The 21826-nt window shown below is 51.2% G+C and carries 21 protein-coding genes and 1 pseudogene; 18 read left to right on the forward strand and 4 right to left on the reverse strand.

What is annotated here, in order from left to right:
- The first annotated feature begins 29 nt into the window (after nucleotides 1-29).
- From PGR29_RS16145 to torA, 14 genes are all read left to right on the forward strand, one after another.
- On the forward strand, nucleotides 30-1172 hold the full coding sequence (locus PGR29_RS16145; RefSeq protein WP_113374602.1) for a hypothetical protein: 1143 nt from the start codon (nucleotides 30-32) through the stop codon (nucleotides 1170-1172).
- Nucleotides 1169-2149: a hypothetical protein gene (locus PGR29_RS16150; protein WP_316424875.1), complete on the forward strand. Its 981-nt coding sequence runs from the start codon at nucleotides 1169-1171 to the stop codon at nucleotides 2147-2149. Before PGR29_RS16145 ends, PGR29_RS16150 begins: the two co-directional genes overlap by 4 nt.
- Before the next feature lie 27 nt (nucleotides 2150-2176).
- Complete coding sequence (locus tag PGR29_RS16155; protein WP_047050258.1) at nucleotides 2177-3559, forward strand: MFS transporter; 1383 nt, start codon at nucleotides 2177-2179, stop codon at nucleotides 3557-3559.
- A gap of 184 nt (nucleotides 3560-3743) precedes the next feature.
- A complete protein-coding gene (ccmA, locus tag PGR29_RS16160; RefSeq protein WP_316424877.1) occupies nucleotides 3744-4367 on the forward strand; it encodes a cytochrome c biogenesis heme-transporting ATPase CcmA in 624 nt (207 codons plus the stop codon).
- Nucleotides 4364-5023 (forward strand): heme exporter protein CcmB, encoded by a 660-nt coding sequence (gene ccmB / locus PGR29_RS16165; protein WP_015370111.1) that lies wholly within the window; start codon nucleotides 4364-4366, stop codon nucleotides 5021-5023. Before ccmA ends, ccmB begins: the two co-directional genes overlap by 4 nt.
- 33 nt (nucleotides 5024-5056) lie before the next feature.
- Nucleotides 5057-5803 carry a heme ABC transporter permease gene (locus PGR29_RS16170; RefSeq protein WP_087858648.1) on the forward strand — a complete coding sequence of 249 codons (747 nt, stop codon included), beginning with the start codon at nucleotides 5057-5059 and terminating at the stop codon, nucleotides 5801-5803.
- Complete coding sequence (gene ccmD / locus PGR29_RS16175; RefSeq protein ID WP_316424881.1) at nucleotides 5800-6024, forward strand: heme exporter protein CcmD; 225 nt, start codon at nucleotides 5800-5802, stop codon at nucleotides 6022-6024. Before PGR29_RS16170 ends, ccmD begins: the two co-directional genes overlap by 4 nt.
- A complete protein-coding gene (gene ccmE, locus PGR29_RS16180; RefSeq protein WP_015703212.1) occupies nucleotides 6021-6497 on the forward strand; it encodes a cytochrome c maturation protein CcmE in 477 nt (158 codons plus the stop codon). Before ccmD ends, ccmE begins: the two co-directional genes overlap by 4 nt.
- Entirely contained in the window at nucleotides 6494-8446 is a 1953-nt protein-coding gene (locus PGR29_RS16185; RefSeq protein WP_020078141.1) for a heme lyase CcmF/NrfE family subunit, read from the forward strand. Before ccmE ends, PGR29_RS16185 begins: the two co-directional genes overlap by 4 nt.
- Nucleotides 8446-9003 carry a DsbE family thiol:disulfide interchange protein gene (locus PGR29_RS16190; RefSeq protein WP_316424886.1) on the forward strand — a complete coding sequence of 186 codons (558 nt, stop codon included), beginning with the start codon at nucleotides 8446-8448 and terminating at the stop codon, nucleotides 9001-9003. Before PGR29_RS16185 ends, PGR29_RS16190 begins: the two co-directional genes overlap by 1 nt.
- Complete coding sequence (locus tag PGR29_RS16195; protein WP_032708925.1) at nucleotides 9000-9467, forward strand: cytochrome c-type biogenesis protein; 468 nt, start codon at nucleotides 9000-9002, stop codon at nucleotides 9465-9467. The genes PGR29_RS16190 and PGR29_RS16195 overlap by 4 nt, the downstream gene beginning before the upstream one ends.
- Complete coding sequence (gene ccmI / locus PGR29_RS16200) at nucleotides 9464-10330, forward strand: c-type cytochrome biogenesis protein CcmI (RefSeq protein ID WP_087858643.1); 867 nt, start codon at nucleotides 9464-9466, stop codon at nucleotides 10328-10330. Before PGR29_RS16195 ends, ccmI begins: the two co-directional genes overlap by 4 nt.
- Before the next feature lie 225 nt (nucleotides 10331-10555).
- Nucleotides 10556-11719, forward strand: coding sequence for a NapC/NirT family cytochrome c (locus tag PGR29_RS16205; protein ID WP_006798114.1), 1164 nt, complete (start codon nucleotides 10556-10558; stop codon nucleotides 11717-11719).
- A gap of 9 nt (nucleotides 11720-11728) precedes the next feature.
- On the forward strand, nucleotides 11729-14248 hold the full coding sequence (gene torA, locus PGR29_RS16210; RefSeq protein WP_072206485.1) for a trimethylamine-N-oxide reductase TorA: 2520 nt from the start codon (nucleotides 11729-11731) through the stop codon (nucleotides 14246-14248).
- Between the two features lie 180 nt (nucleotides 14249-14428).
- Here torA and PGR29_RS16215 read toward each other — a convergent pair whose 3' ends face one another.
- From PGR29_RS16215 to PGR29_RS16225, 3 genes are all read right to left on the reverse strand, one after another.
- On the reverse strand, nucleotides 14429-14815 hold the full coding sequence (locus PGR29_RS16215) for a DUF7079 family protein (protein ID WP_064736906.1): 387 nt from the start codon (nucleotides 14813-14815) through the stop codon (nucleotides 14429-14431).
- Between the two features lie 212 nt (nucleotides 14816-15027).
- Complete coding sequence (locus PGR29_RS16220; protein WP_308953238.1) at nucleotides 15028-15351, reverse strand: contact-dependent growth inhibition system immunity protein; 324 nt, start codon at nucleotides 15349-15351, stop codon at nucleotides 15028-15030.
- Complete coding sequence (locus PGR29_RS16225) at nucleotides 15320-16144, reverse strand: RNase A-like domain-containing protein (RefSeq protein WP_308953239.1); 825 nt, start codon at nucleotides 16142-16144, stop codon at nucleotides 15320-15322. Before PGR29_RS16225 ends, PGR29_RS16220 begins: the two co-directional genes overlap by 32 nt.
- A 965-nt stretch (nucleotides 16145-17109) precedes the next feature.
- Between PGR29_RS16225 and PGR29_RS16230 the strand changes: the two genes are divergently transcribed.
- Nucleotides 17110-18278 (forward strand): IS3 family transposase gene (locus PGR29_RS16230; RefSeq protein WP_316424888.1). Its coding sequence is split into 2 segments (ribosomal slippage): nucleotides 17110-17359 and nucleotides 17359-18278, totalling 1170 coding nucleotides; the frame shifts between segments, so codons are not numbered across the junction.
- Between the two features lie 7 nt (nucleotides 18279-18285).
- On the opposite strand, the pseudogene PGR29_RS16235 reads toward PGR29_RS16230, so the two are convergent.
- Nucleotides 18286-18657 (reverse strand): annotated as a pseudogene (locus tag PGR29_RS16235) (integrase arm-type DNA-binding domain-containing protein); the annotation flags it as partial.
- Between the two features lie 471 nt (nucleotides 18658-19128).
- Between PGR29_RS16235 and PGR29_RS16240 the strand changes: the two are divergent.
- From PGR29_RS16240 to PGR29_RS16250, 3 genes are all read left to right on the forward strand, one after another.
- Nucleotides 19129-19980, forward strand: a complete 852-nt coding sequence (locus PGR29_RS16240; protein WP_029884399.1) for a DUF6387 family protein — start codon at nucleotides 19129-19131, stop codon at nucleotides 19978-19980.
- 100 nt (nucleotides 19981-20080) lie between these two features.
- On the forward strand, nucleotides 20081-20287 hold the full coding sequence (locus tag PGR29_RS16245; RefSeq protein WP_033830513.1) for a helix-turn-helix transcriptional regulator: 207 nt from the start codon (nucleotides 20081-20083) through the stop codon (nucleotides 20285-20287).
- A gap of 332 nt (nucleotides 20288-20619) precedes the next feature.
- Nucleotides 20620-21825 (forward strand): tyrosine-type recombinase/integrase, encoded by a 1206-nt coding sequence (locus tag PGR29_RS16250; RefSeq protein ID WP_316424892.1) that lies wholly within the window; start codon nucleotides 20620-20622, stop codon nucleotides 21823-21825.
- The last annotated feature ends 1 nt before the right edge of the window (nucleotide 21826 follow it).

Here is a 21826-nt window from a genome sequence, read left to right on the forward strand (position 1 = left end):
ATAAATTTATAACGCTAAAGGTGAATGAAGTGAAAAAGGCAATACTGGTTGGCTGTGGTGCGGAGATTGGCGCAAATCTGTTGATTCAAAACGATCCGCAGAATGATGGTTTCGTGGTGCAGACCGTAGTAACGAATCCGCCTGCTACTGATAAACACTATCCGGAGTTACGTCCGATTGATGGCATTGTGGCGCGTCTGGCGATGGCGCAACCTGGCATCCAGTCCCGGGTCGAGATAATCAATGACGATACGCTGCAAATTGACGGTCGTGAAATTCATTTCTTCTTTGGCGATTTAGCCAAAGTGTGCCCACCCGTTAACGGGCGCTTTGATATCGGTTTTATTGCCACCAGCAAACAGGATATGGATCAGCACAGTCCTGTGGCTCGCAACATGCAGGAGCTGGCCAATGTAGTTCTGGGTGTCGCTGAGGCTGATAGCCTAAAAAGTATTTATGGCTGCCTTGGCGATCTGACGAGTGACGATATCAGTACGATTCAGCGTAAGGTAGTAAGTTCTGGTATGTACTGTTTGGGTTCCTGCCAGACCAATGGGATGCATGCTTCATTACGTGTTGTGGTTGAGGCACTAAATGCTATCCATGGCAACGCTTCGCAAATTGTGTCGGTTGAAACCGATATTGTGCATCCAGATACGCCGAATGGCGTACTTGGCACTCGCTCCTTTGAAGGCCGTATGCAGGATGCTCGCGACAATCTGCGTCCCAGCTTCTCGCAAATTGCCATGAGCCAGAAAAAAGTTATGCCGTGGGCGCCGTTGGTGAATACGGTGTCGCTTCGCGCGCCAGTTCATGCCCCTGGCTATCAGATTAACCGCTTTATCGTCGAAGATAACGGTGCTTTAACGACTGGTTTAATTGAAGCTGCCATTGAGCGCGTGAACAAGCAGCATCCTCATGTAGTGATGGCCTCGCGGTCGCCTCTTGGGGGACGCGCTTATGCTTATGAGCGCCGCTGTTCGACAATTCTCTCTGACGCTAACCATTTACTCATTCTTCGACCCGCATATCTGGCGAAGCAGAATCTGAGCGAAGTGATTATCCAGTCCTTTGTTAACAATTCGGTAGGGTATACCGCAGTTGTTCGCGCCGTTGCGCGCAATATTGCCCAAGGTCTACCGGTGGCGACCTTTCAGGAGATTGAAAAATGACACGTTCCCATACCGTTGATTTTTTAAATTCTGGTTTTGTGGTGAAAACCGCCATGTCTCCTGATTTCAATAGCAAGCTAAAGGCTGAGGTTGAGCAAATCCGCGCGTTACATGCTCTTTACCCGGAGCTGATGGTGCCGGTGTTACACGAGGGGGTTGCCGCCGGACGTCAGTTTTATGTTATGGAAAAGAAAGCCTCACTTCCGCTATCGGCTATCGTGCTTGATGAACAAAGAACGCTCGCGGCGCGACGCAAAATAGTTCTGAATGCCCTGGAGAACATCCAAACCGCGATTGGACTGGAGATAGAAAACCAACCTGCACGGGTCAGCGATATGCCAGCCAGGTTGCAGGAGGAGTGGGAAGCTACGCGATTTGCGCACGATCTGTTTGATAAACCGGTTTTACTGAATGGCGTCCGTTTTAGCATTACCGCCAGAGAGGTTATCGAAAAAGCGATCGAGATGGCGCGTGGTGAAGAATTCCGATCGGTAGAAAAGGCTCATTTCAATTTTCACTTTGGCAACGTGCTTTATGACGAAGAACGTTCATTGACTCATTTCATCGATCCTGATTTTTCCGTCAGTGGCCTCGATCCCCTTTTCGGCTTTTCGCGCTTTGCTTTTTCGTTCTGGCATGAGCTGGCAGCCGAGGTTGAAGACGCAATGAAAATGGTTCCGATGTCTGACGCGCTCATGTTTGTTCTGGCGAAACAGGATTACGGCAATATTCTCAGCGAAATTCCGGAAATTGGCGGTATTTCCGGGCTGCTGCCGATAATGGGCGAGAATATGCGTCATCGCTTTTATGTCCTCACCGCTTACTGCTTCCTCAGGAGCATCCGTATTAATGGCAGCAAGCAGCCGTGGAAAACGCCGCGCTCTCCGGTTATCGCCCGGCCTGAGGAGGTACTTATGCTTGGGATGCTGACCTATCTCGAAGGGGCAAGCGTCGCGAGCGAAAGTCTGTGCGCGTAATTTCATTCTAATAAAGGACCTGCGGATATGTCGTTGGTAAGTAGTAGTACTCTTGATCAAGGTTTTGAGGCGCCGAGGCGCTATTTAGCCGCCGCGGCCATATTAATTGGCGTGCTGATGGCGGCGCTGGATAGCTCTATTGTCAATATCGCATTGCCCACCATTGCCAGTGCGTTACAGGTCGATTCGGCGTCCAGTATCTGGATCACCAACGGCTATCAGGTAGCCAGCGCGGCGACGATGCTGATTTGCGCGTCGCTGGGCAGCAGAATCGGTGAGAAGCGTTTTTACACGGCGGGAATGGTGTTATTTACGCTCTCTTCGCTGGGCTGTAGCCTTGCGCCGACCTTTGGCGTACTGGTTACCATGCGGATACTACAAGGGGTAAGTTATGCGGTCATGATAAGCGTGGGGCTGGGATTATATCGGGTTATTTTTCCACCTCGCGCGCTAGGAACGATATTCGGGCTGAATGCGCTGGCCTTTGCGGTTGGCACGGCAATCGGTCCGGCGTTGGGCGGACTTATCATTTCGTATCTTTCCTGGCCGTGGCTTTTCTATATCAATATCCCGCTTGGCGGCGCTGCGATTATTTTCTCCCTGATTTCATTAGGGGCGGATAACGAAAAGGAGAAGGGCTTTGATTGGGCAGGGGCTCTGAGTTCGGCAGCGGCATTGGGCTTGATGGTGGTGGCAGTCGATCAAATTGGCCGCTGGGAGAGCCTGACGCTTATCTATTGCGCGGCGGCGTCAGTGGCGTTATTTGCCTTCTTTATTATCGTCCAGACGCGAGCAAAGCACCCCTTATTGCCGCTTGATATATTTCGTTCACGGCAATATAGCTTTGCGGTGCTTTCATCCGTCTCTATGTTCGTGGCTCAGGGAATGGCGCTGGTCGGCTTACCGTTTGTGTTGCAACATAGCTATCACTATTCAGTACTTGAATCGGCGTTTATCTTTACGCCGTGGCCGGTAGCTGTCGCCTTCTGCGCCCCGGTAGCGGGAAGACTGTCAAACCGTTTTAATCCGACGCAAATTTCTACCGTCGGGGTGGTTATCTTTTGTCTTGGCTTAGGGTCGTTGGCGCTATTGCCGCACGCCGCGACGGTGAATGATTTCTTGTGGCGCGTTGCCGTTTGCGGGGTGGGGTATGGCTTATTCCTGCCGCCAAACAATAAGGAGATGTTTGCCAATGTCTCAGCAAATCGCACGGTAACGGCCTCCGGCGTGCTATCAACGGCCAGGACGACAGGGCAGTCCATCGGTGCGGCGCTGGTGGCGATGGTCATTGCGCTGTTGAACGGCTTAACCGGCCCAGGCGGCGCACAGTTTGCCGTTTATGTGTTTGGCTTCGCCTGCGCTATTGCGGCAATATCCTCTATTGCCAGCACTTTACGCTTGCATCGCTAAAGAAGGGAATGCCGGTAGTGGTGAAAATGCAACCGCTACTGGCACGTTCGATTATGTGTTTTTAGCATTTTTACCCGCTTAGTTCCGGTATAAAAATTTTAATACATTCAGCAAAACAGATTGTTTTCTTTCGTTATAATAAGGCACTTGAATGCGCTGACGCCCGGACTGGACCTGCTTTCTGATGCTGGAAATAAAAAATATCGCCTGCCTGCGGGATGAACGAACCCTTTTTACCCACTTATCGTTTGCGGTACAGCCCGGCGAGATTATTCAAATTTCAGGCCCCAACGGCGCGGGAAAAACCTCGTTATTACACCTCCTGACCGGGTTATCGACGCCAGAAGAAGGGGAAATTCTCTGGCAGGGCAAACCGCTGCGGCGCATTCGCGATGGCTGGCATGCGCAGCTCTTATGGCTCGGTCATCAGGTGGGGGTGAAAGGGGCGCTAACGGCGGACGAAAATCTGCGCTTTTACCATCCCGAGGCGACCATTGATGCGCGCTGGCAGGCGCTGGCGCAGGTTGAGCTGGTGGGCTTTGAAGATGTTCCGGTAGCGCAACTCTCCGCCGGGCAACAGCGGCGCGTCGCGCTCGCGAGACTATGGCTCAGCCGCGCGACGTTCTGGATTTTAGATGAACCCTTCACCGCGCTCGATGCGACTGGCGTGCAAACGCTGACCACCCGGCTGGAGCAGCACGTCGGCCAGGGCGGTGCGGTCATCCTGACCACCCATCAACCCCTGCGCCCGCTCTGCGTTCCCTTACGCACGATTATGTTGAGCGACGATGAGGCGGTCGCGGCATGATCAAGCAGATATTCTGGCGCGACCTGCGCCTCGCCTTTCGCAATTACGCCGAAATTATCAACCCGCTGTGGTTTTTCCTGATCATTATCACCCTGTTCCCCCTCAGTATCGGCCCCGAACCGCAGCTGCTCCGGCAGATTGCGCCGGGCATTGTCTGGGTGGCCGCGTTACTCTCTTCGCTGCTGGCAATGGACCGGCTGTTTCGCGATGACTGGCTGGATGGCTCGCTGCAGCAACTGATGCTGATGCCGGTGCCGCTGTCGCTGGTAGTGCTGGCAAAAATCGCCGCGCATTGGGTAGTCTCCGGGCTGCCGCTGCTGATAATCTCTCCGCTGATCGCTATGTTATTCGGACTTTCGACGGCGGAGTGGCAGGTGCTGGCCTTGACGCTGTTAATGGGCACGCCAACGCTGAGCTTTATTGGCGCCATCGGCGTGGGGCTGACCGTCGGCCTGCGGCGCGGCGGCGTATTACTGAGCCTGCTGGTGCTGCCGCTGATGATTCCGTTACTGATTTTCGCCACCGCCGCCGTGGGCGCGGCGCAGATGCAGTTGCCGGTTGACGGCTATATGGCCATTCTTGGCGCCTTTCTGGCGGGAAGCGCCACCTTAAGTCCGTTTGCTACCGCGGCGGCACTCAGAATTAGCGTGCAATAATTCCCGTTCCCTCGGGGCAATGAGGCAAAGAAAATGTGGAAAGTGTTACATCAACTCGCCATTCCAGAGCGCCTGTATAGCGTATGCGGACGATTCATTCCGCTAATGGCTATCCTCAGCGCGCTGTTTCTGGTGGTGGGCTGCGTCTGGGGATTTGTTTTCGCCCCGGCAGATTATCAACAGGGCGAAAGCTATCGCATCATGTATCTACACGTCCCGGCGGCGATGTGGTCGATGGGGATTTACGGCTCAATGGCCGTGACCGCTTTTGTCGGCCTGGTCTGGCAGATGAAAATGGCGGATAAAGCGGTGATGGCGATGGCGCTGCCAGGCGCGGTTTACACCTTTATTGCGCTGGTGACCGGTTCCGCGTGGGGAAAACCGATGTGGGGAACCTGGTGGGTGTGGGATGCGCGTCTGACATCCGAACTGGTCCTGCTGTTTTTATACGTCGGGGTGATTGGCCTGTATCACGCTTTTGACGATCGCCGGCTGGCCGGGCGCGCCGCCGGGATACTGGTGCTGGTCGGGGTGGTTAACCTGCCGATTATTCATTATTCCGTGGAGTGGTGGAACACCCTGCATCAGGGCTCGACCAATATGCAGAAAACCATCGATCCGTCGATGCGCATGCCGTTGCGTTTAACCATTTTCGGTTTCTTATTCCTCTTTATTACTCTGACATTAATGCGTATGCGTAATTTAATTCTGTTGCAGGAGCGCCGCCGCCCGTGGGTCGTGGCGCTGGCTGGCGCTAGTAAGCGCGAGGAGAACTCATGACCCGCGCTTTTCACTCCTGGAGCGATTTCTGGCAGATGGGCGGCTACGCCTTTTATGTCTGGCTGGCGGTTGCAGTGACGGTCATCGCGCTGCTGATTTTGTTCATCCACACCCGCTGGCAGCGCCGGGCGCTACTGGCGGATGTACGCCGGCAGATGGCGCGCGAACGCCGGGTATCGGCGGCGCGTAAGCAAAGCTCAATGAAGGGAGATGCGTTGTGAATCCTCGGCGTAAAGTACGTCTCTGGCTCGCCTGCGGAGTGATTGGGGGGCTGGCGCTGACCGTTGGTCTGGTGATGTATGCATTAAGCTCCAATATCGATCTCTTCTATACACCGGGCGAAGTGATATACGGCAAACGGGAAAATGGCCAGAAGCCAGAGCCGGGGCAGCGTCTACGTATCGGCGGCATGGTGATGCCCGGCAGCGTGAAGCGTGACGATAAAACCCTCGATGTGACCTTCAAACTCTATGATGCCCGCGGCGTCGTCGAGGTGAGCTATACCGGGATCCTGCCGGCGTTGTTCCGCGAAGGGCAGGGGGTTGTAGCCCAGGGGACGCTGCAGGACGGGACGCATATCCGCGCGAAGGAAGTGCTGGCGAAACACGATGAAAATTACACCCCTCCGGAAGTGAAAGAAGCGATGGAAGAGAATCATCATCCCGCTGAGAAGCCGCAGGGAGCCGCGCAATGATCCCTGAAATCGGCCTCTTCCTGCTGTGCCTGGCGCTGGGCATTTCCTGCCTGCTGGCGCTATTTCCCTCCTGGGGCGCGATGCGGCAGGATGCGCGGATGATGGCGCTGGCGAAGCCGCTGTCGGTAGCGATGTTTGCCGCCATCCTCGGGGCGTTTCTCATTCTGGTGTACGCCTTTGTGGTGAATGACTTCACCGTTCTGTATGTCGTCAGTAACTCGAATACGCTGCTGCCGGTGTGGTATCGCGTAGCGGCGACTTGGGGGGCCCACGAGGGATCGTTGCTGCTGTGGGTATTGCTGATGAGCGGCTGGACCTGCGCGGTCGCGGCCCTGAGCCGTAATATTCCGCTGGAAGCCTCTTCGCGGGTGCTGGCGGTAATGGGGATGATCTCCTTCTGCTTCCTTGCGTTCATCCTGCTGACCTCAAATCCGTTCGTGCGCACGCTACCTGATTTCCCCATCGAGGGGCGCGATCTGAACCCGATGCTGCAGGATATCGGGCTGATCTTCCACCCGCCGATGCTGTACATGGGCTATGTGGGCTTCTCCGTGGCCTTCGCTTTCGCCATTGCGTCGCTGATGACCGGGCGCCTTGATAGCGCGTGGGCGCGCTGGTCACGCCCGTGGACGCTGGCGGCGTGGAGCTTTCTGACGGTCGGTATCGTGCTGGGGTCGGCGTGGGCCTATTATGAGCTCGGCTGGGGCGGCTGGTGGTTCTGGGATCCGGTAGAAAACGCCTCCCTGATGCCGTGGCTGGCGGGAACGGCGCTGATTCACTCGCTATCGGTCACCGAAAAGCGCGGCAGCTTTAAATCCTGGACCGTACTGCTGGCGATTCTGGCGTTCTCGCTGTGCCTGCTGGGCACTTTCCTGGTGCGTTCCGGGGTACTGATTTCCGTACACTCCTTCGCTTCCGATCCTACGCGCGGCATGTTTATTCTGGCGCTGTTGGTGATCACTATCGGCGGTTCGCTGCTGTTATTCGCCATCAAAGGCGGCAAGGTACGTTCCCGGGTGCGTCACGAACTGTGGTCGCGCGAGTCGCTGTTGCTGGGCAACAATGTGCTGCTGATTGCCGCCATGCTGGTGGTACTGCTGGGGACGCTGCTGCCGCTGATACACAAGCTACTGGGGCTAGGCAGCATTTCTATCGGCGAGCCGTTCTTTAATTCCCTCTTTATTGCGCTGATGATCCCGTTCTCGTTGCTGCTTGGGATCGGGCCGCTGGTGCGCTGGCGTCGCGATGAATTCCACAAGCTGCGTAAGCGGCTGCTGATTGCCGCGGTGGTTGCCGTCGTACTGGCCATCGCACTGCCGTGGCTGATGCAGGATCGTATTAAAGCCATGACCGTAGTTGGCCTGCTGATGTCGCTGTGGGCATTCGTGCTTACCGTGATGGAAGTGGTGGAGCGCGCCACCGACCGCCACCCCTTCTGGCGCGGGCTGACCCGCCTCGGACGCAGCCACTGGGGAATGGTCGCCGGCCATGTGGGGCTGGTGGTCACCGTCATTGGCATCGCCTTCAGTCAGAATTACAGCATCGAACGCGACGTGCGAATGAAGCCGGGCGATAGCGTCGATATCCACCAGTATCACTTTGTGTTCCGTGACGTGCGGGATATCACCGGGCCGAACTACTTTGGCGGTGAAGGGGTGATCGAAGTTTCGCAGAATGGCCATCACGTGAGTACGCTGCGGGCGGAGAAACGCATTTACAGCAGCAGCCGGATGGAGATGACCGAAGCCGCCATCGACGGCGGGCTGGCGCGCGACCTGTACGCTGCGCTGGGTGAAGAGCTGGCCGACGGTAGCTGGGCGGTGCGCTTGTACTATAAACCTTTTGTTCGCTGGATCTGGTTCGGCGGGATGTTAATGGCGTTTGGCGGCGTGCTGTGCATCCTGGACCCACGTTACCGCTTACGTAAATCACTGCCGGAGAACGCGTGATGAACCGCAAAGTCTTATATTTACCGCTGGCTATCTTCCTGATTCTGGCTGCGGCGCTGATGTGGCAACTGATGCGCAATAGCGACGGCGACGATCCTACCGTGCTTGAATCTGCGCTGGTGGGTAAACCTCTGCCGGATTTCCGCCTGGCGTCACTGGAAAAACCGGATGTCATGCTGGATCCCTCTAACATTATCAATGGTAAACCGGTGCTGATTAACGTCTGGGCCACCTGGTGTCCCACCTGTCGGGCGGAGCATCAGTATTTGCGCTCTCTGGCGGCGCAGGGCATTCGCATCGTTGGCATCAACTATAAAGACGATCGCCAGAAAGCGGTGTACTGGCTGCACGAATTGGGCAACCCGTATGCGCTGGGAGTGTTTGACGGCGACGGTATGCTGGGGCTGGATCTTGGCGTGTATGGCGCGCCGGAAACTTTTCTCATCGACGGCAAAGGCATTATCCGCTACCGCCATGCCGGCGATGTGAACGAGCGGGTCTGGCAGCAGGAGATTCTGCCGCTGTGGAATAAATATAGCCAGCAGGGGGGCGCGTGAAATATCTTCTCATCACTTTACTGACGGCGCTGTTCTCGTTTCAGGCGCTGGCGGCGATTGATACCTATCCATTTAAAGATGAGGCTCAGGAGCAGCAGTTCCGCCAGTTGACCGAACAGCTGCGCTGCCCGAAATGCCAGAACAACAGTATTGCCGATTCGAACTCGATGATTGCCGCCGACATGCGCAAAAAGGTCTGGCAATTGATGGAGCAGGGACAAAGCAATCAGCAAATCACCGATTACATGGTGGCGCGCTATGGCAACTTCGTGACCTACGAACCGCCGGTGACCCCCGCGACGATTATCCTCTGGCTGCTGCCGGCTTGTTTTGTTGTGGGCGGCGCGCTGGTGATTTTCCGTTTAAGCCGTCGCTCACGGGCTGAACGCGTCAGCGAACTGAGCGCGCAGGAACAGGAACGCTTAAAGGCGCTGCTTGATGACAATAAAAGGACCCTGAAATGATTGTCGCTTTGCTCATCATGTTGGTGTTACTGCTGGGAACGGCGGCGCTGCTGTTTATTCCGTGGAGCGGCAGACAGCGCGTTGACCGCAATACCATGAACCATATGATTTATCGGGCGCGCCTGCAGGAGCTTGATGAGGACATTTCAGCGGTGAACGCGGCGCAGCAACAGCAGCTGGTTGACGATTTACGCTTGAATTTATTGGAAGATTTGCCCGAATCTGCCGAAACGAATCACAAAAATAGTAGTTATTGGGTGTATATTCTTGGGGTTATTATACTAACCTCTTTATGCGTAGGGGTTTTTATCCGAACGAGTTACATGACCCGCGTGGTTGAGTGGCAGCAAGTTGTCCAGCAAACGCCGCAGCTGATGCAGCGGGTGATGGATCCACAGGGTAAACCGTTGTCGGAAGAAGAGCTGTTTCGACTGGCGCTGGGGCTACGCACCCGCCTGCAGCAATACCCGGCCGACCAGCTGAGCTGGACGATGCTCGGCAGGCTGCAACTGGTGCTCAATAATCCAGGCGCCGCGTTACAGGCGTTTGATAAGGCACGACAGCTGGCGCCAGGCAACGCCGATGCGCAGCTGGGATATACCGAAGCGTTACTTCACTCTACGGATCCCAACGATAGCCGTGAAGCCCAGCAACTGCTCGATACGTTGCTGAAGAATAACCATAATGATGTACGGGTGCTTAGCCTGGCGGCGTTTAACGCCTTTGAGCACCAGCAGTATGACAAAGCGATCGCGGCGTGGCAGCTGATGCTGCAACTGTTACCGGCGGATGATGCTCAGCGAGAAATTATCATTCGTAGTATTGACCGCGCGAAAAAAGAACAAGCCGCTACACTGAAATAATTAAAATAACGTGAGTATTGCTCGAAGGCATATTGGATTTGCAATGGGTTATCGCTCTGAAATCACAGGATAATCACCCCCGGCTGATTATCCTGGCTCCGAAAATCTCCATAAATACAGTTGGATTAGAAGGTGAGTGCAATCGTTATAGATTTATTTATATAACGATTGCCATCTGGCAGGGACTTTTGCGTCTTTCATTTAGGAAAAGGGTTAAATAATAAGATGAGTAAACTTTCACTGGAACGCTCTGGTAGGCGAAAAATTATATTTATCGCCTTGCTGGTTGGGATCATTATTGGCGTGGTATTGCTGGCTGGTACCGCGACTATTATGCATAAAACCAGCGATACCGAATTTTGTGTGTCATGTCATACCATGCAGCAGCCTCTGGCGGAATATCAGGGCAGCGTGCATTTTCAGAACGATAAAGGTATTCGCGCCGAGTGCGCCGATTGCCACGTTCCTCATCAGCCGATCGATTATATGCTGACCAAAATTGGCGCCCTGAAAGATGTCTGGGGTGAAATGACCGGCAAAATCGACACCCCGGAAAAATACGAGGCGCATAAACTGGCGATGGCCCAGAGCGTCTGGGATGGGTTGAAGAAGAGCGATTCGGCGACCTGCCGTTCCTGCCACGACTATAAAGCGATGGATATTCTGGCGCAGACTCCTGAAGCCCGTAAGCAGCACCCGGTCGCGATCAAAGAGGGCGAAACCTGCATCGACTGCCATAAAGGCGTGGCGCATATTCTGCCGAACATGAGCGGCCTGGCGGCGGCAGGGGCCAGCGAGCTCGCTAACGCGGCGGCGAAAACCCCGGCGACCGCGACCACCCTTTACACCATTCAGACCCAGCCGTTCTGGCTGAGCGAGAAAGCAGGCGACCATAACGACGGTAACCTGATGGCCTCCACTGAAGTGAAAGTGGTGAAGCGTGAAGGCGACATGGTGCTGGCGGATGTTCATGGCTGGCAACAGGATGGCGTCACCGAAGCCTTCTACGCCGCGCGCGGCAAACGTATTATGAGCGCGCTGCTGGGCGAAGAGGCCCGCAAAGCGTTAAAAGTGTCTGGCTCCGTTACCGATGAAGAGACCAAACAGGTCTGGCATGAAGTCGATCTGCAGGTCTGGCTGCCGGCGAAAAATCTGATTGGCGATCAGCAAAAAATCTGGAGTTACGCTTCTGAATTAATGGCTAACAACTGTACCGGCTGTCATGGCCTGACCGAGTTGAATCGCTTTAACGCCAACCAGTGGATTGGGGTGGTTAAAGGTATGTCCGGCCGTACTTCACTGACTCAGGAACAGGTTCGTCTCCTGACCCAGTACGTACAAAAACATGCGAGCGACATGCCAGCAGCGGCCAATCAGGACAAACAATAAGGAGCCATGATGAAAAAGAATAACGATTATGACATGGCGGATCAGAGCCAGGAACCCGGTATGAATCTGACGCGTCGCCGTTTTCTGGCTGGCGCCAGCGCCCTGATGGCGGCGCCGCTGCTGGCGGGGCTGTGGCCGCGTTCGGCGCTGGCGGAGGCCATTAGCCAGGCGATGCCGCAGTTTATCGCATTACGCCAGGCGGAAAGCGGGATTCTCACCGGCGCCCACTGGGGCGCGTTTGAAGCCATCGTCCGCGACGGCAAAATGGTTGACGTTCGCCCAATAAAAGACGATCCGTATCCCAACGAACTGATTACTATGGCGCCGTATCAGGTTCACGCCGAAAACCGGATTAAATATCCGATGGTGCGTAAAAGCTGGTTAGAAGGCGGGGCGAAAAACAGTAAGCCAGAGCTGCGCGGCCGCGATGAGTGGGTCCGTGTCAGCTGGGATAAAGCCCTGCATCTGGTGGCGGGTGAAATCAGCCGTCTGCAGAAAGAGCATGGCCCATCATCTATTTATGCCGGTTCTTACGGCTGGAAAAGCGTCGGGATGTTCCATAACCCAAGAACGCTGCTGCAGCGCATGATGAACCTGGCGGGCGGCTTTGTCGGCTATTCCGGTGACTACTCCACCGGCGCGGCGCAGGTGATTATGCCGCACGTGGTCGGCTCTGTTGAAGTTTACGAACAGCAGACCGCGTGGCCAAACGTGATTGATAACAGCGAGCTGGTGGTGATGATCGGTTGTAACCCCATGATCACGCTGAAAAACAGCTGGAACCTGCCGGATCACGTCGGCCAGACGGGCTTTGAAGCGCTTAAGAAAAAGGGCACCCGGATGATCTGTATCGACCCGGTGCGCAGCGACAGCGCGCGTGAGTTAGGCGCCGAGTGGATCGCCCCGCGCAGCTACACCGACTGCGCGCTGATGGCGGGGGTGGCCCATACGCTGCTGGCTGAAAATCTGCATAACCCTGATTTCCTGAAAACCTACACCGTAGGGTTCGATAAATTTGAAGCTTACCTGAACGGTAAAGAAGATGGCGTCGTTAAGGATGCCAACTGGGCTGCGGATATCAGCGGCGTTGATGCTGAGACTATCAAGCAGCTGGCGCGAGATATGGCGAAGCATCGCACCATGATCATGGGCGGCTGGGGCATTCAGCGTCAGCATCATGGCGAACAGGCCCACTGGATGATGGTGACGCTGGCGGCCATGCTGGGGCAGATTGGCCTGCCCGGCGGCGGTTTCGGCTTTAGCTATCACTACTCTTCCGGCGGTAGCCCAACCGCGCGCGGCGGTATTCTGGCGGGGATTTCCGCCGGTAGCCCAACGTCGCCGGCGGCGAAAGATATTACGCCGTTCCCGGTGGCGCGCATCGCCGATGCGCTGGCGAACCCAGGCAAGACCATCGACTATAACGGCACGAAAGTCACCTATCCGGATATTAAAATGGTGTACGTGGCGGGCGGTAACACCTTCCACCAGCATCAGGATACCAACAACCTGGTGAAAGCTTGGCAGCATCCGGAAACCGTGGTGGTGAACGAACCGTACTGGACGGCGACGGCGAAACACGCGGACATCGTACTGCCGGTGACCACCACCTACGAGCGCAACGACATGGACATGGGCGGTGACTATTCGCAGCTTTATGTCTTCCCGCTGCGCCAGTGCGTGCCGCCGCAGAACGAAGCGAAAAACGATTTTGATGTCTTTGCGGGGATTTCCGAGATCCTTGGGGTGCACGAGGCCTTTACCGAAGGCAAAGATGAGATGCTGTGGTTGAAGGGCATGTATGACGAGATGAAAGCCCAGGCGCGCAACGCTCGCGTGGCGCTGCCGCCGTTTGATATGTTCTGGGCTTCCAACAACTACATTCGCTTCCCGATCCCGCAAGAGAACACCCAGTGGGTGCGTTTCGCCGATTTCCGCGAGAACCCGCTGCTCAACCCGCTGGGAACGCCGTCAGGGAAAATCGAGATCTACTCTGACGCCATCGCCAAAATGGGCTACGAGGACTGCAAAGCGATTCCAACCTGGATGCCGCCGCACGAGTGGTATCGCGGGCCGGAAGCCGAGAAATATCCGCTGTCGCTCAATACCGGTCACCCGATTAACCGTCTGCACTCTCAGCTCGATAATACGCCGCTGCGCAAGAAATACGCGGTGGCCGATCGCGAAGCCATCTGGATCCATCCGAAAGATGCTAGCGCGCGCGGCATCAGCGAAGGCGATCTGGTTCGCGCCTTTAACGATCGCGGGCAGATTCTGGTCGGGGCGGTGATTACCGATAACGTTCGCGAAGGTGTGGTGCGCATCAGCGAAGGGGCATGGTTTGATCCGGCCGATCCGTCACAGCCGGGATCGCTGTGTAAAAACGGTAACGTCAACTGTCTGACCTTTGACGTCGGCTCCTCCAGCCTGGCGCAGGGGAACTGTGGCCAGATGTCGCAGCTGCAGATCGAGAAGTACACCGGACCGGCGCTGAAAAACACCGCGCACGATGTGCCGGTAGGCGCGTAACCCGCAGCTAACGTTTGAAAGACAAAACGGACACTTCCGTGAGGGAGTGTCCGTTTATCTGGTGAAAGTGAATATATTCGCGGCATCGCTAATTCCACAACGTCTTATTTCCAGTACTGCATGAGCTTGGTTTTTGGGTGTATACCTAAACGTATGCCAATCGCTTCGCTTAAAACCCTTTCAGAAGCATTTATCCAGCTCATCGAAAAGCTTGGTGAGTTCATCCTGAATGTGTTTACGTCGCTGTTTCAGCAGTAAGCGGGTTGGAATAATGCGCTCGATAATTGTCGGCTTCTTATATACATACTCTGTAACGAGCTGTTTAATATCTTCCTCTGACCAACCGTCCATCACCGGCGTTGGGTTGTAGAGAAGATTTGACTGGAGGGCAGGGGCAACTTCCTCATCCAGAATCACAAAGATCTCTTCCCGGCTTAAACCAGACTCCTTTAACTTCTGCGCCATCCATCGGTAGTCGTAGTCCTGGAGTTCGCGCCCGGTAAACAGCTCCGATAATGCGTGCCAGACAGGAACTCGGGTCATCAGTTGAGCTTCTGTTAGTTGCATATTAGTTTCTCCCCTGTGGCCGGCAATACCCAATGGCCCGATGCTACAGTGTATGTCAGATATCGGAATAAACGATAGTCAGAAATAGCACCGGACTTACAAGGCAAAAATATCTGGCCTGAGTATAAATAACTCGATACTCTGAAATAACATTAACAGTAAGCGCTCTTCCCAATGCAGATTAGAACTTACTGAATAAGATATTTTTGATACTAATATTTTAATAAAAAAAGAGTTTTCTCCAGGAAGCTACGCCATGTTTCACCCCACAGTTCGGGATGGAACCTGTCATTCGCAATTTTCTCCATAATGGAGGTAAGCGCTTCCTCATCTTCGATTTCTAATAAAGAGGAAATTTCTAATTTAGCATCTTCAATTGATGAAATACTGTAGTCACGATAGCTGTCGATAATCTCATTAATCGAATTGCCAAAATCATCGTGCTCGTTACTAAAGTAAATAGTGAGCATATCCTGCATGACAGGGTACTTGCGGCCCGGGTTTTTATCCCATATATGGGTAAGACGTGAGAACATAGTACGGTTTCCCCTGATAAACTTGTTTCAGTAACACTACACGGACAGTATAACTGGTTTCTTTGACATTTAGTCCTTGCCGGAACCCATATCCAACGGCACTACCGGTTTTATAGGTCAGTTCAAGGGGACGAGAACCTGCGCCTGAGTTTGCCCAATATACTACTTTGAGTTTATTGGCTTTTAATGCGCTACTGATAGCCTTTTCCGCATGTTGTACAGAATAAAATGATGATGCAGACCTCATCTGAGGGCTTCGCGCCAAACGTTCCAGTAACTCTTTTTCTGAAATCGATACGTGTTTGGATAGCGTGTGACCGCCAATTTTTACTGGGCGTACGGCTTCATGATCTATGATTCTAAAATTTCCTGCGCGGACATAAGCAACACGAGCAGCGCCTAAAGCGAGGCCAAATGCAGCCGGGACAGCAATATCTACGGTCAGGCCAATGCTCATTGCTGTCTTTGCGTCGGCGCCGAACTGACGCGCAGTTTCAACTGCTAACTGGTAAGCCGCTGTACGGGTATCACGGCCTGTGATGATTTGGTCAATTGATGCATGAAGGCTATCGAGTCCATGGGCGCCAACGACGACACAGGCCGCTTTGGTCAACATAGTTGGGTCAGGAGCTGCGCATAAAATCGTAGCTCCGGCTAATTCAACAGTACTCATTGCTACATCGAGCCCACCTAGCAATCTGTTTTGTAGTGTCTCCGCTTCTGTCACTGTTTTATCAGACATTACTGCCGCCAACTGAACTGGCGACATTACAATATATAATCCATTATTCATAGTGCCCCCTGATATCTATCTGGCGATAGTAAAAAACATTATCGTGATTCGCAAATGAATCTCTACAAGTAATTTATGGCTGCTTGGCTTTTGTTTTTTTAATGTGTGGATTTTGTCGGTGAAACCCATAAGTTGGACTTATGTTTAAACTGTGTTTTATATGATAGACTGAGGTGTCTATAAATTTTTTTATATAGCGTTTTTGTATATTTAAAACAATGGCGATTGATTCACTTTAGGTTGTTAGACAATATTTTATGAGTTTTATATATGGTGCTGGGTTTTATTCGTAGTATAAGACTGGCAGGATCTTCTACCGGGGGGTGTTCAGTCCACTTTTGCCGGGTTTCCATAGTTTTAGGCACCTCAAAAACAATAAAGCTTTATGAGGTGCCTAAAAGCTTCGGATTTAATTAGTTCTCTTCGGACTTCACGGGACAAATTGAGGGCACAAAAAATCCCGCAAGGCTTGCGCCGTGCGGGCTCTCAGGACTTCATCGGATGACTCTAATAATCACCGATGGAGAATTTTGGTGCTAGCGTCCTTGTAATTGGTGGGGGAGGTGGTTGAGTTTGTTGGGGATTTTGATTTTTTGCGCGAAGGGGAAGGCGCAAAAAGGGAGTCGATGATGTTGATATGGAAGGTTTTTTGTAACGGCATGATTTTTAAGTTGATTGTTGAAGGCCGGGTTTTGCGTGTTGGTTGAGGCTTTGGTGGACGTTATTGGCTTGTCGTTCGTTTCCTCAAGTGAGCGTTTCTGTCGAATAGTTCACTCTCTTGAATTTTCCAGACAGTAGAACATGCTCATCTAATACACGTGAAAAACAATAACGTCATCTATCACAGTAGGCGATACAGGTAGATGGCCTTTGGTATATCTATGATGTCCCTTTGTAGTGGTTTACTGAATTTGGCCACCTGAACAGAGGTGATATGCTCATCTCAGAACAATACAGGTGTCCCAATGAAAAAAAGAAATTTCAGCGCAGAGTTTAAACGCGAATCCGCTCAACTGGTCCTTGATCAGAACTACACAGTTGCAGCTGCGGCCAGTGCTATGGACGTGGGGCTTTCTACCATGACGCGATGGGTAAAGCAGTTACGGGATGAACGACAGGGCAAAATACCTAAAGCCTCTCCTATAACCCCAGAACAGGTTGAAATACGTGAGCTAAAGAAAAAGCTACAACGCATTGAAATGGAAAACGACATATTAAAAAAGGCTACCGCGCTCTTGATGTCAGACTCCCTGAACAGTTCTCGTTAATCGAGAAACTCAGAGCGCAGTATCCTGTGGTCACACTCTGCCACGTGTTCGGGGTTCATCGCAGCAGCTACAAATACTGGGTGAAAAGCCTCGAAAAGCCAGACGGCAAGCGGGCTGTATTACGTACTCAGGTTCTGGAGCTGCATAACATTAGCCATGGCTCTGCTGGCGCGAGAAGTATCGCCATTATGGCAACCCTGAGAGGCTTCAGAATGGGACGCTGGCTTGCCGGCAGGCTCATGAAAGAACTGGGACTGGTGAGTTGTCAGCAACCCACCCACCGGTATAAACGGGGTGGTCATGAACACATCGCTATCCCAAATCACCTTGAGCGACAGTTCGCAGTGACAGAGCCTAATCAGGTATGGTGCGGCGATGTGACGTATATCTGGACAGGCAGGCGCTGGGCTTACCTCGCCGTCGTTCTCGATTTGTTCGCCAGGAAACCGGTAGGCTGGGCAATGTCATTCTCACCGGACAGCAAGCTAACCATCAAAGCGCTGGAAATGGCGTGGGAAACCCGAGGTAAACCAGCGGGAGTGATGTTCCACAGTGACCAGGGTAGCCACTACACAAGCAGGCAGTTTCGGCAGTTACTGTGGCGTTACCGGATTAGGCAAAGTATGAGCCGACGCGGAAACTGTTGGGATAACAGCCCGATGGAACGCTTCTTCAGAAGTCTGAAAAACGAGTGGGTGCCAGTGACAGGCTATATAAACTTTAGCGAAGCAGCTCATGCGATCACAAACTATATCGTCGGGTATTACAGCTCGCTAAGGCCGCATGACTATAACGGTGGATTACCTCCAAACGAATCGGAAAACCGATACTGGAAAAACTCTAAAGCCGTGGCCAGTTTTAGTTGACCACAACATCTGTCACACTAGCTTTCTTCACATTCCACCAACGTTCAGCTACGAGCTGGAAAGTATTGGTTTTGGCTTCCAGCGAACTGCGAAGTTGTTCTTGCTGATGTTCCTGTGGATCGATTTGTTTCGCCAGGAGAGAGCGAGACTCTGCTCTGTAGTTTCTGGCATCGGCAAGGGTAACTGACGGGTAGGGACCAATACTCTTCTTCGCTCGTTTCTTAGTGACAGGGCGAATGTAGCGAAACTGCCAGATTTTACTTCCGCTGGATTTGATGAGTAGCTCAAGGCCATCACCATCATAGAGAACGTAGTCCACTTCTTTGGGTTTAGCAGATTCGATTTCCTTAACGGATAGAGGTTTGGTTTGTCTTGCCATTGCCGGGTTTCCATAGTTTTAGGCACCTCAAAAACAATATAGCTTTATGAGGTGCCTAACAAGGTGCCTAAAAGGTTCGGATTTAATTAGTTGGCATCAGACTTCGCGGGACAAATTCAAGGCACAAAAAAGCCCGCAGGGCTTGCGCCGTGCGGGCTCTTAGGACTTCATCGGATGACTCTGGTAATCACCGATGGAGAATTTTGGGCTGGCGTCCCTGTAACTAGATATCTATTTGATTGAATTTTCTAGATAAATGTTGTTTCTGACTTTACCTTTGGTTCTATAAAGGAACCATAAATCGTAACGGCATAACCCCCTGAAAATAGTCCGTTAGCAAACTGTATCAAAAAATATCAAACCTCTTGGTTCAACTTCCTGATGGCATCTGAACTCATTTCATTGGTCTTCCTTTAACATGTCGATTACGTTAGCTACATACATTAAGTCTAATGCATGTTGGAGATCGTTATGAAAAACTGGTCAGTTGAGCAGACGAGAGAGGTGAAGAAGTGGCTGGATATTGATACATATCGCGGATTCGAAGAGCTTCCGCTTATACACCTCTACCATGAATTGCTGGCAAGGACATTGTTCTTCAAACCATATCATGAAGAATTTGAAGCAGAAGCCGTAAGGCTCTACATCGACAGGATCTTCACTGGAAAGCCCTTTCTCATCACAGAAAAGCATCTCGGCTATCTCACAAGAGAGGATACTCTTTACCAGCCACCACACTTCTTTCTGACAACAACTGAAAGACTGGCGCAACTCAGTATTGTGGGGCTACGAAATTCACTTTTCTTCTGGGAGGGAGGGGATGAGTACTCGGTTAACCGTGAATTCCTCGAAAGCCCTGTATCAGAGTCCCTACCTCGCCTGTTCAGAGATACTGTCATGGTCGAAATCGACTTGGCGAATGGAACTGACGAGGAAATAGCTGAATCCCTGAAAGCCGCACTACCTCAGTGGCGTAAGGTCAGAGGTATTGAGGCTGACACTACTGACTCGATCCGCTTTGGTTATGGAACGATTAAGAAAATCATCAACTACAGACTCATTCCCATGATCGACATCCTTGTATGGTCAACGCTGCACAATGTTCGGATATCAGAAGACCGTCTTTCACGCCTCCTTTACACAGACGATGATGATGAAGAACAGACCCGCCTTAATCACCAAATTCGGGACACAGACAGACCCCTTGCTCTGAAGGCCGCGAGTATACCTTTCATCCGACAGTTTCATCTGTTCATCAACAAAAACAGCCATCTCAAAAACATCAGAGTTTCAGACGTGATGAAAATCGCTGATTCTGACTAAGGCCAACCTCCATTAGCTCTGGTATTCCCAGCTTCTGTCTCTTTCCCACTGATTCATTCGTATAGTCGTTTCCATCAAAACGAAAGAAGAGGAAACGACTATGAATCAGCACAACACCCGCCTTATTCGTTTACCAGAGGTTCTGCATCGCACTGGATACGGTAAAGCCTGGATCTATCATCTAATCAGCAAAGGATGTTTCCCATCACCAGTGAAAATTGGATCTCGTGCAGTTGCTTTCATTGAAAGTGAAGTGGAAGAGTGGATTCAATTAACTATCGAAAATTCAAGAAAGCATGTCGCCTGAAATAAAATTACAGCCTTCATATTTATGAAGATTAATTCTCAGATTTGTAAAGTTTATATCTTAACAAAACTTATATTTAACGTAATTCTTTACGTTTTTTCAGGCAGGGCTTACGCCATAGGTATTTAAAGGTGGTTTCTTAATATCGGGTATGGATACTTATAACTAGCCGTACCTGTTTCTTTCACGTGAAAGAAGTTTTTTTAAGCATTTAAATTCATTATAAATAAAGCTAAATATAACAAAAAAATTTGCAAAATTTAAATTGATAAAATAATGATAAGTCATAGTAATTATTAAATGTAAAGTTTTTGGAGGGCTATTAATTATTTATGTCATATAAAATTAAAAAATTTTTGATGAGTAATGGTGAAAGAGGGTGCTTGATTCTCGATAAGGAGACACAATTGCCAGTTTACTATCAAAACCTTTATCTCACAACGAATGTTAGAAACAGAAGTGCGACCGCATCAACGATAGAGATAGTCGCAACAAACCTACTTATACTAAGCAATTTTCTGAAAAGCAGGAACATAAATATCATTGATAGGATTGAAATCAAGGGGTTCTTAAGTGTAGCAGAAGTAGATGACTTGATACGGTATGCAAGGCAGAGATTCGATAAGCAAAAGATTACGAATGTAAGAGTGATAGAAATGGAACAGGTTGCTAAAAGAACTTTCAGTTATAGGATTCATGTTTTTTCGAGCTATCTTAATTGGCTGTGCGGTTTACTTCATTCTATTAAGGGAATTCATGCTAGATATGAAGTCGAGAGTTTCATAGAAAGTATTAGAGCACATCTCCCGCGAAATAAATCACTTAGCGTGAATAACAGAAAAGATAAATCTCTAAGTGAAGAACAAATAAAGACACTATTCAAGCTATTGGAAGTCGAAGGAAGCCAAAATCCCTTCCAGAAGGAGGTTCAGGTGAGAAACAGGCTCATTTTTACCTTACTATTGAATTGTGGTTTAAGAGCAGGAGAGCTATTAAATCTAAAAGTTAATGATTTCAATCCCAGAGGTTATACACTTAATATTTTCAGAAGACACGATTGCATTGAAGATCGAAGGCTGAATCAACCTTTAGTCAAAACTGGTGAAAGGGAAATCCCATTGTCGGACGAGTTAGCAATGGAGATTTTGGATTACATAAATAACTATAGAAATAAATACACCAAAAAGAAGAAGCATGACTTCTTGTTTGTTACACACAGTTCATGTAAAACAACAGGGGAACCTTTATCTGTTTCCGCATATGAAAAGATAATTTCGACTATTAAAAAATCAAGTCCGGTATTAAAAAATTTATCAGGTCATAAACTGAGGCATTCCTGGAACTATTTCTATTCAAATGAAATTGATGATTCGAATTTAGACATCAGCCGAAAATCAGGGTTGAGGTGCTATCTCATGGGATGGTCAAAAGATTCAAAGATGTCAGAAAATTATAACTTCAAACACATGTCAATAAAAGAAAAGGAAGTTATTGAAAGGGTTTATGACTCTTTAAGAAAAATAACTAAGGAGGTATGAA

This window comes from Klebsiella sp. 141203 (assembly GCF_032601985.1).
Classification (GTDB): domain Bacteria; phylum Pseudomonadota; class Gammaproteobacteria; order Enterobacterales; family Enterobacteriaceae; genus Klebsiella; species Klebsiella aerogenes.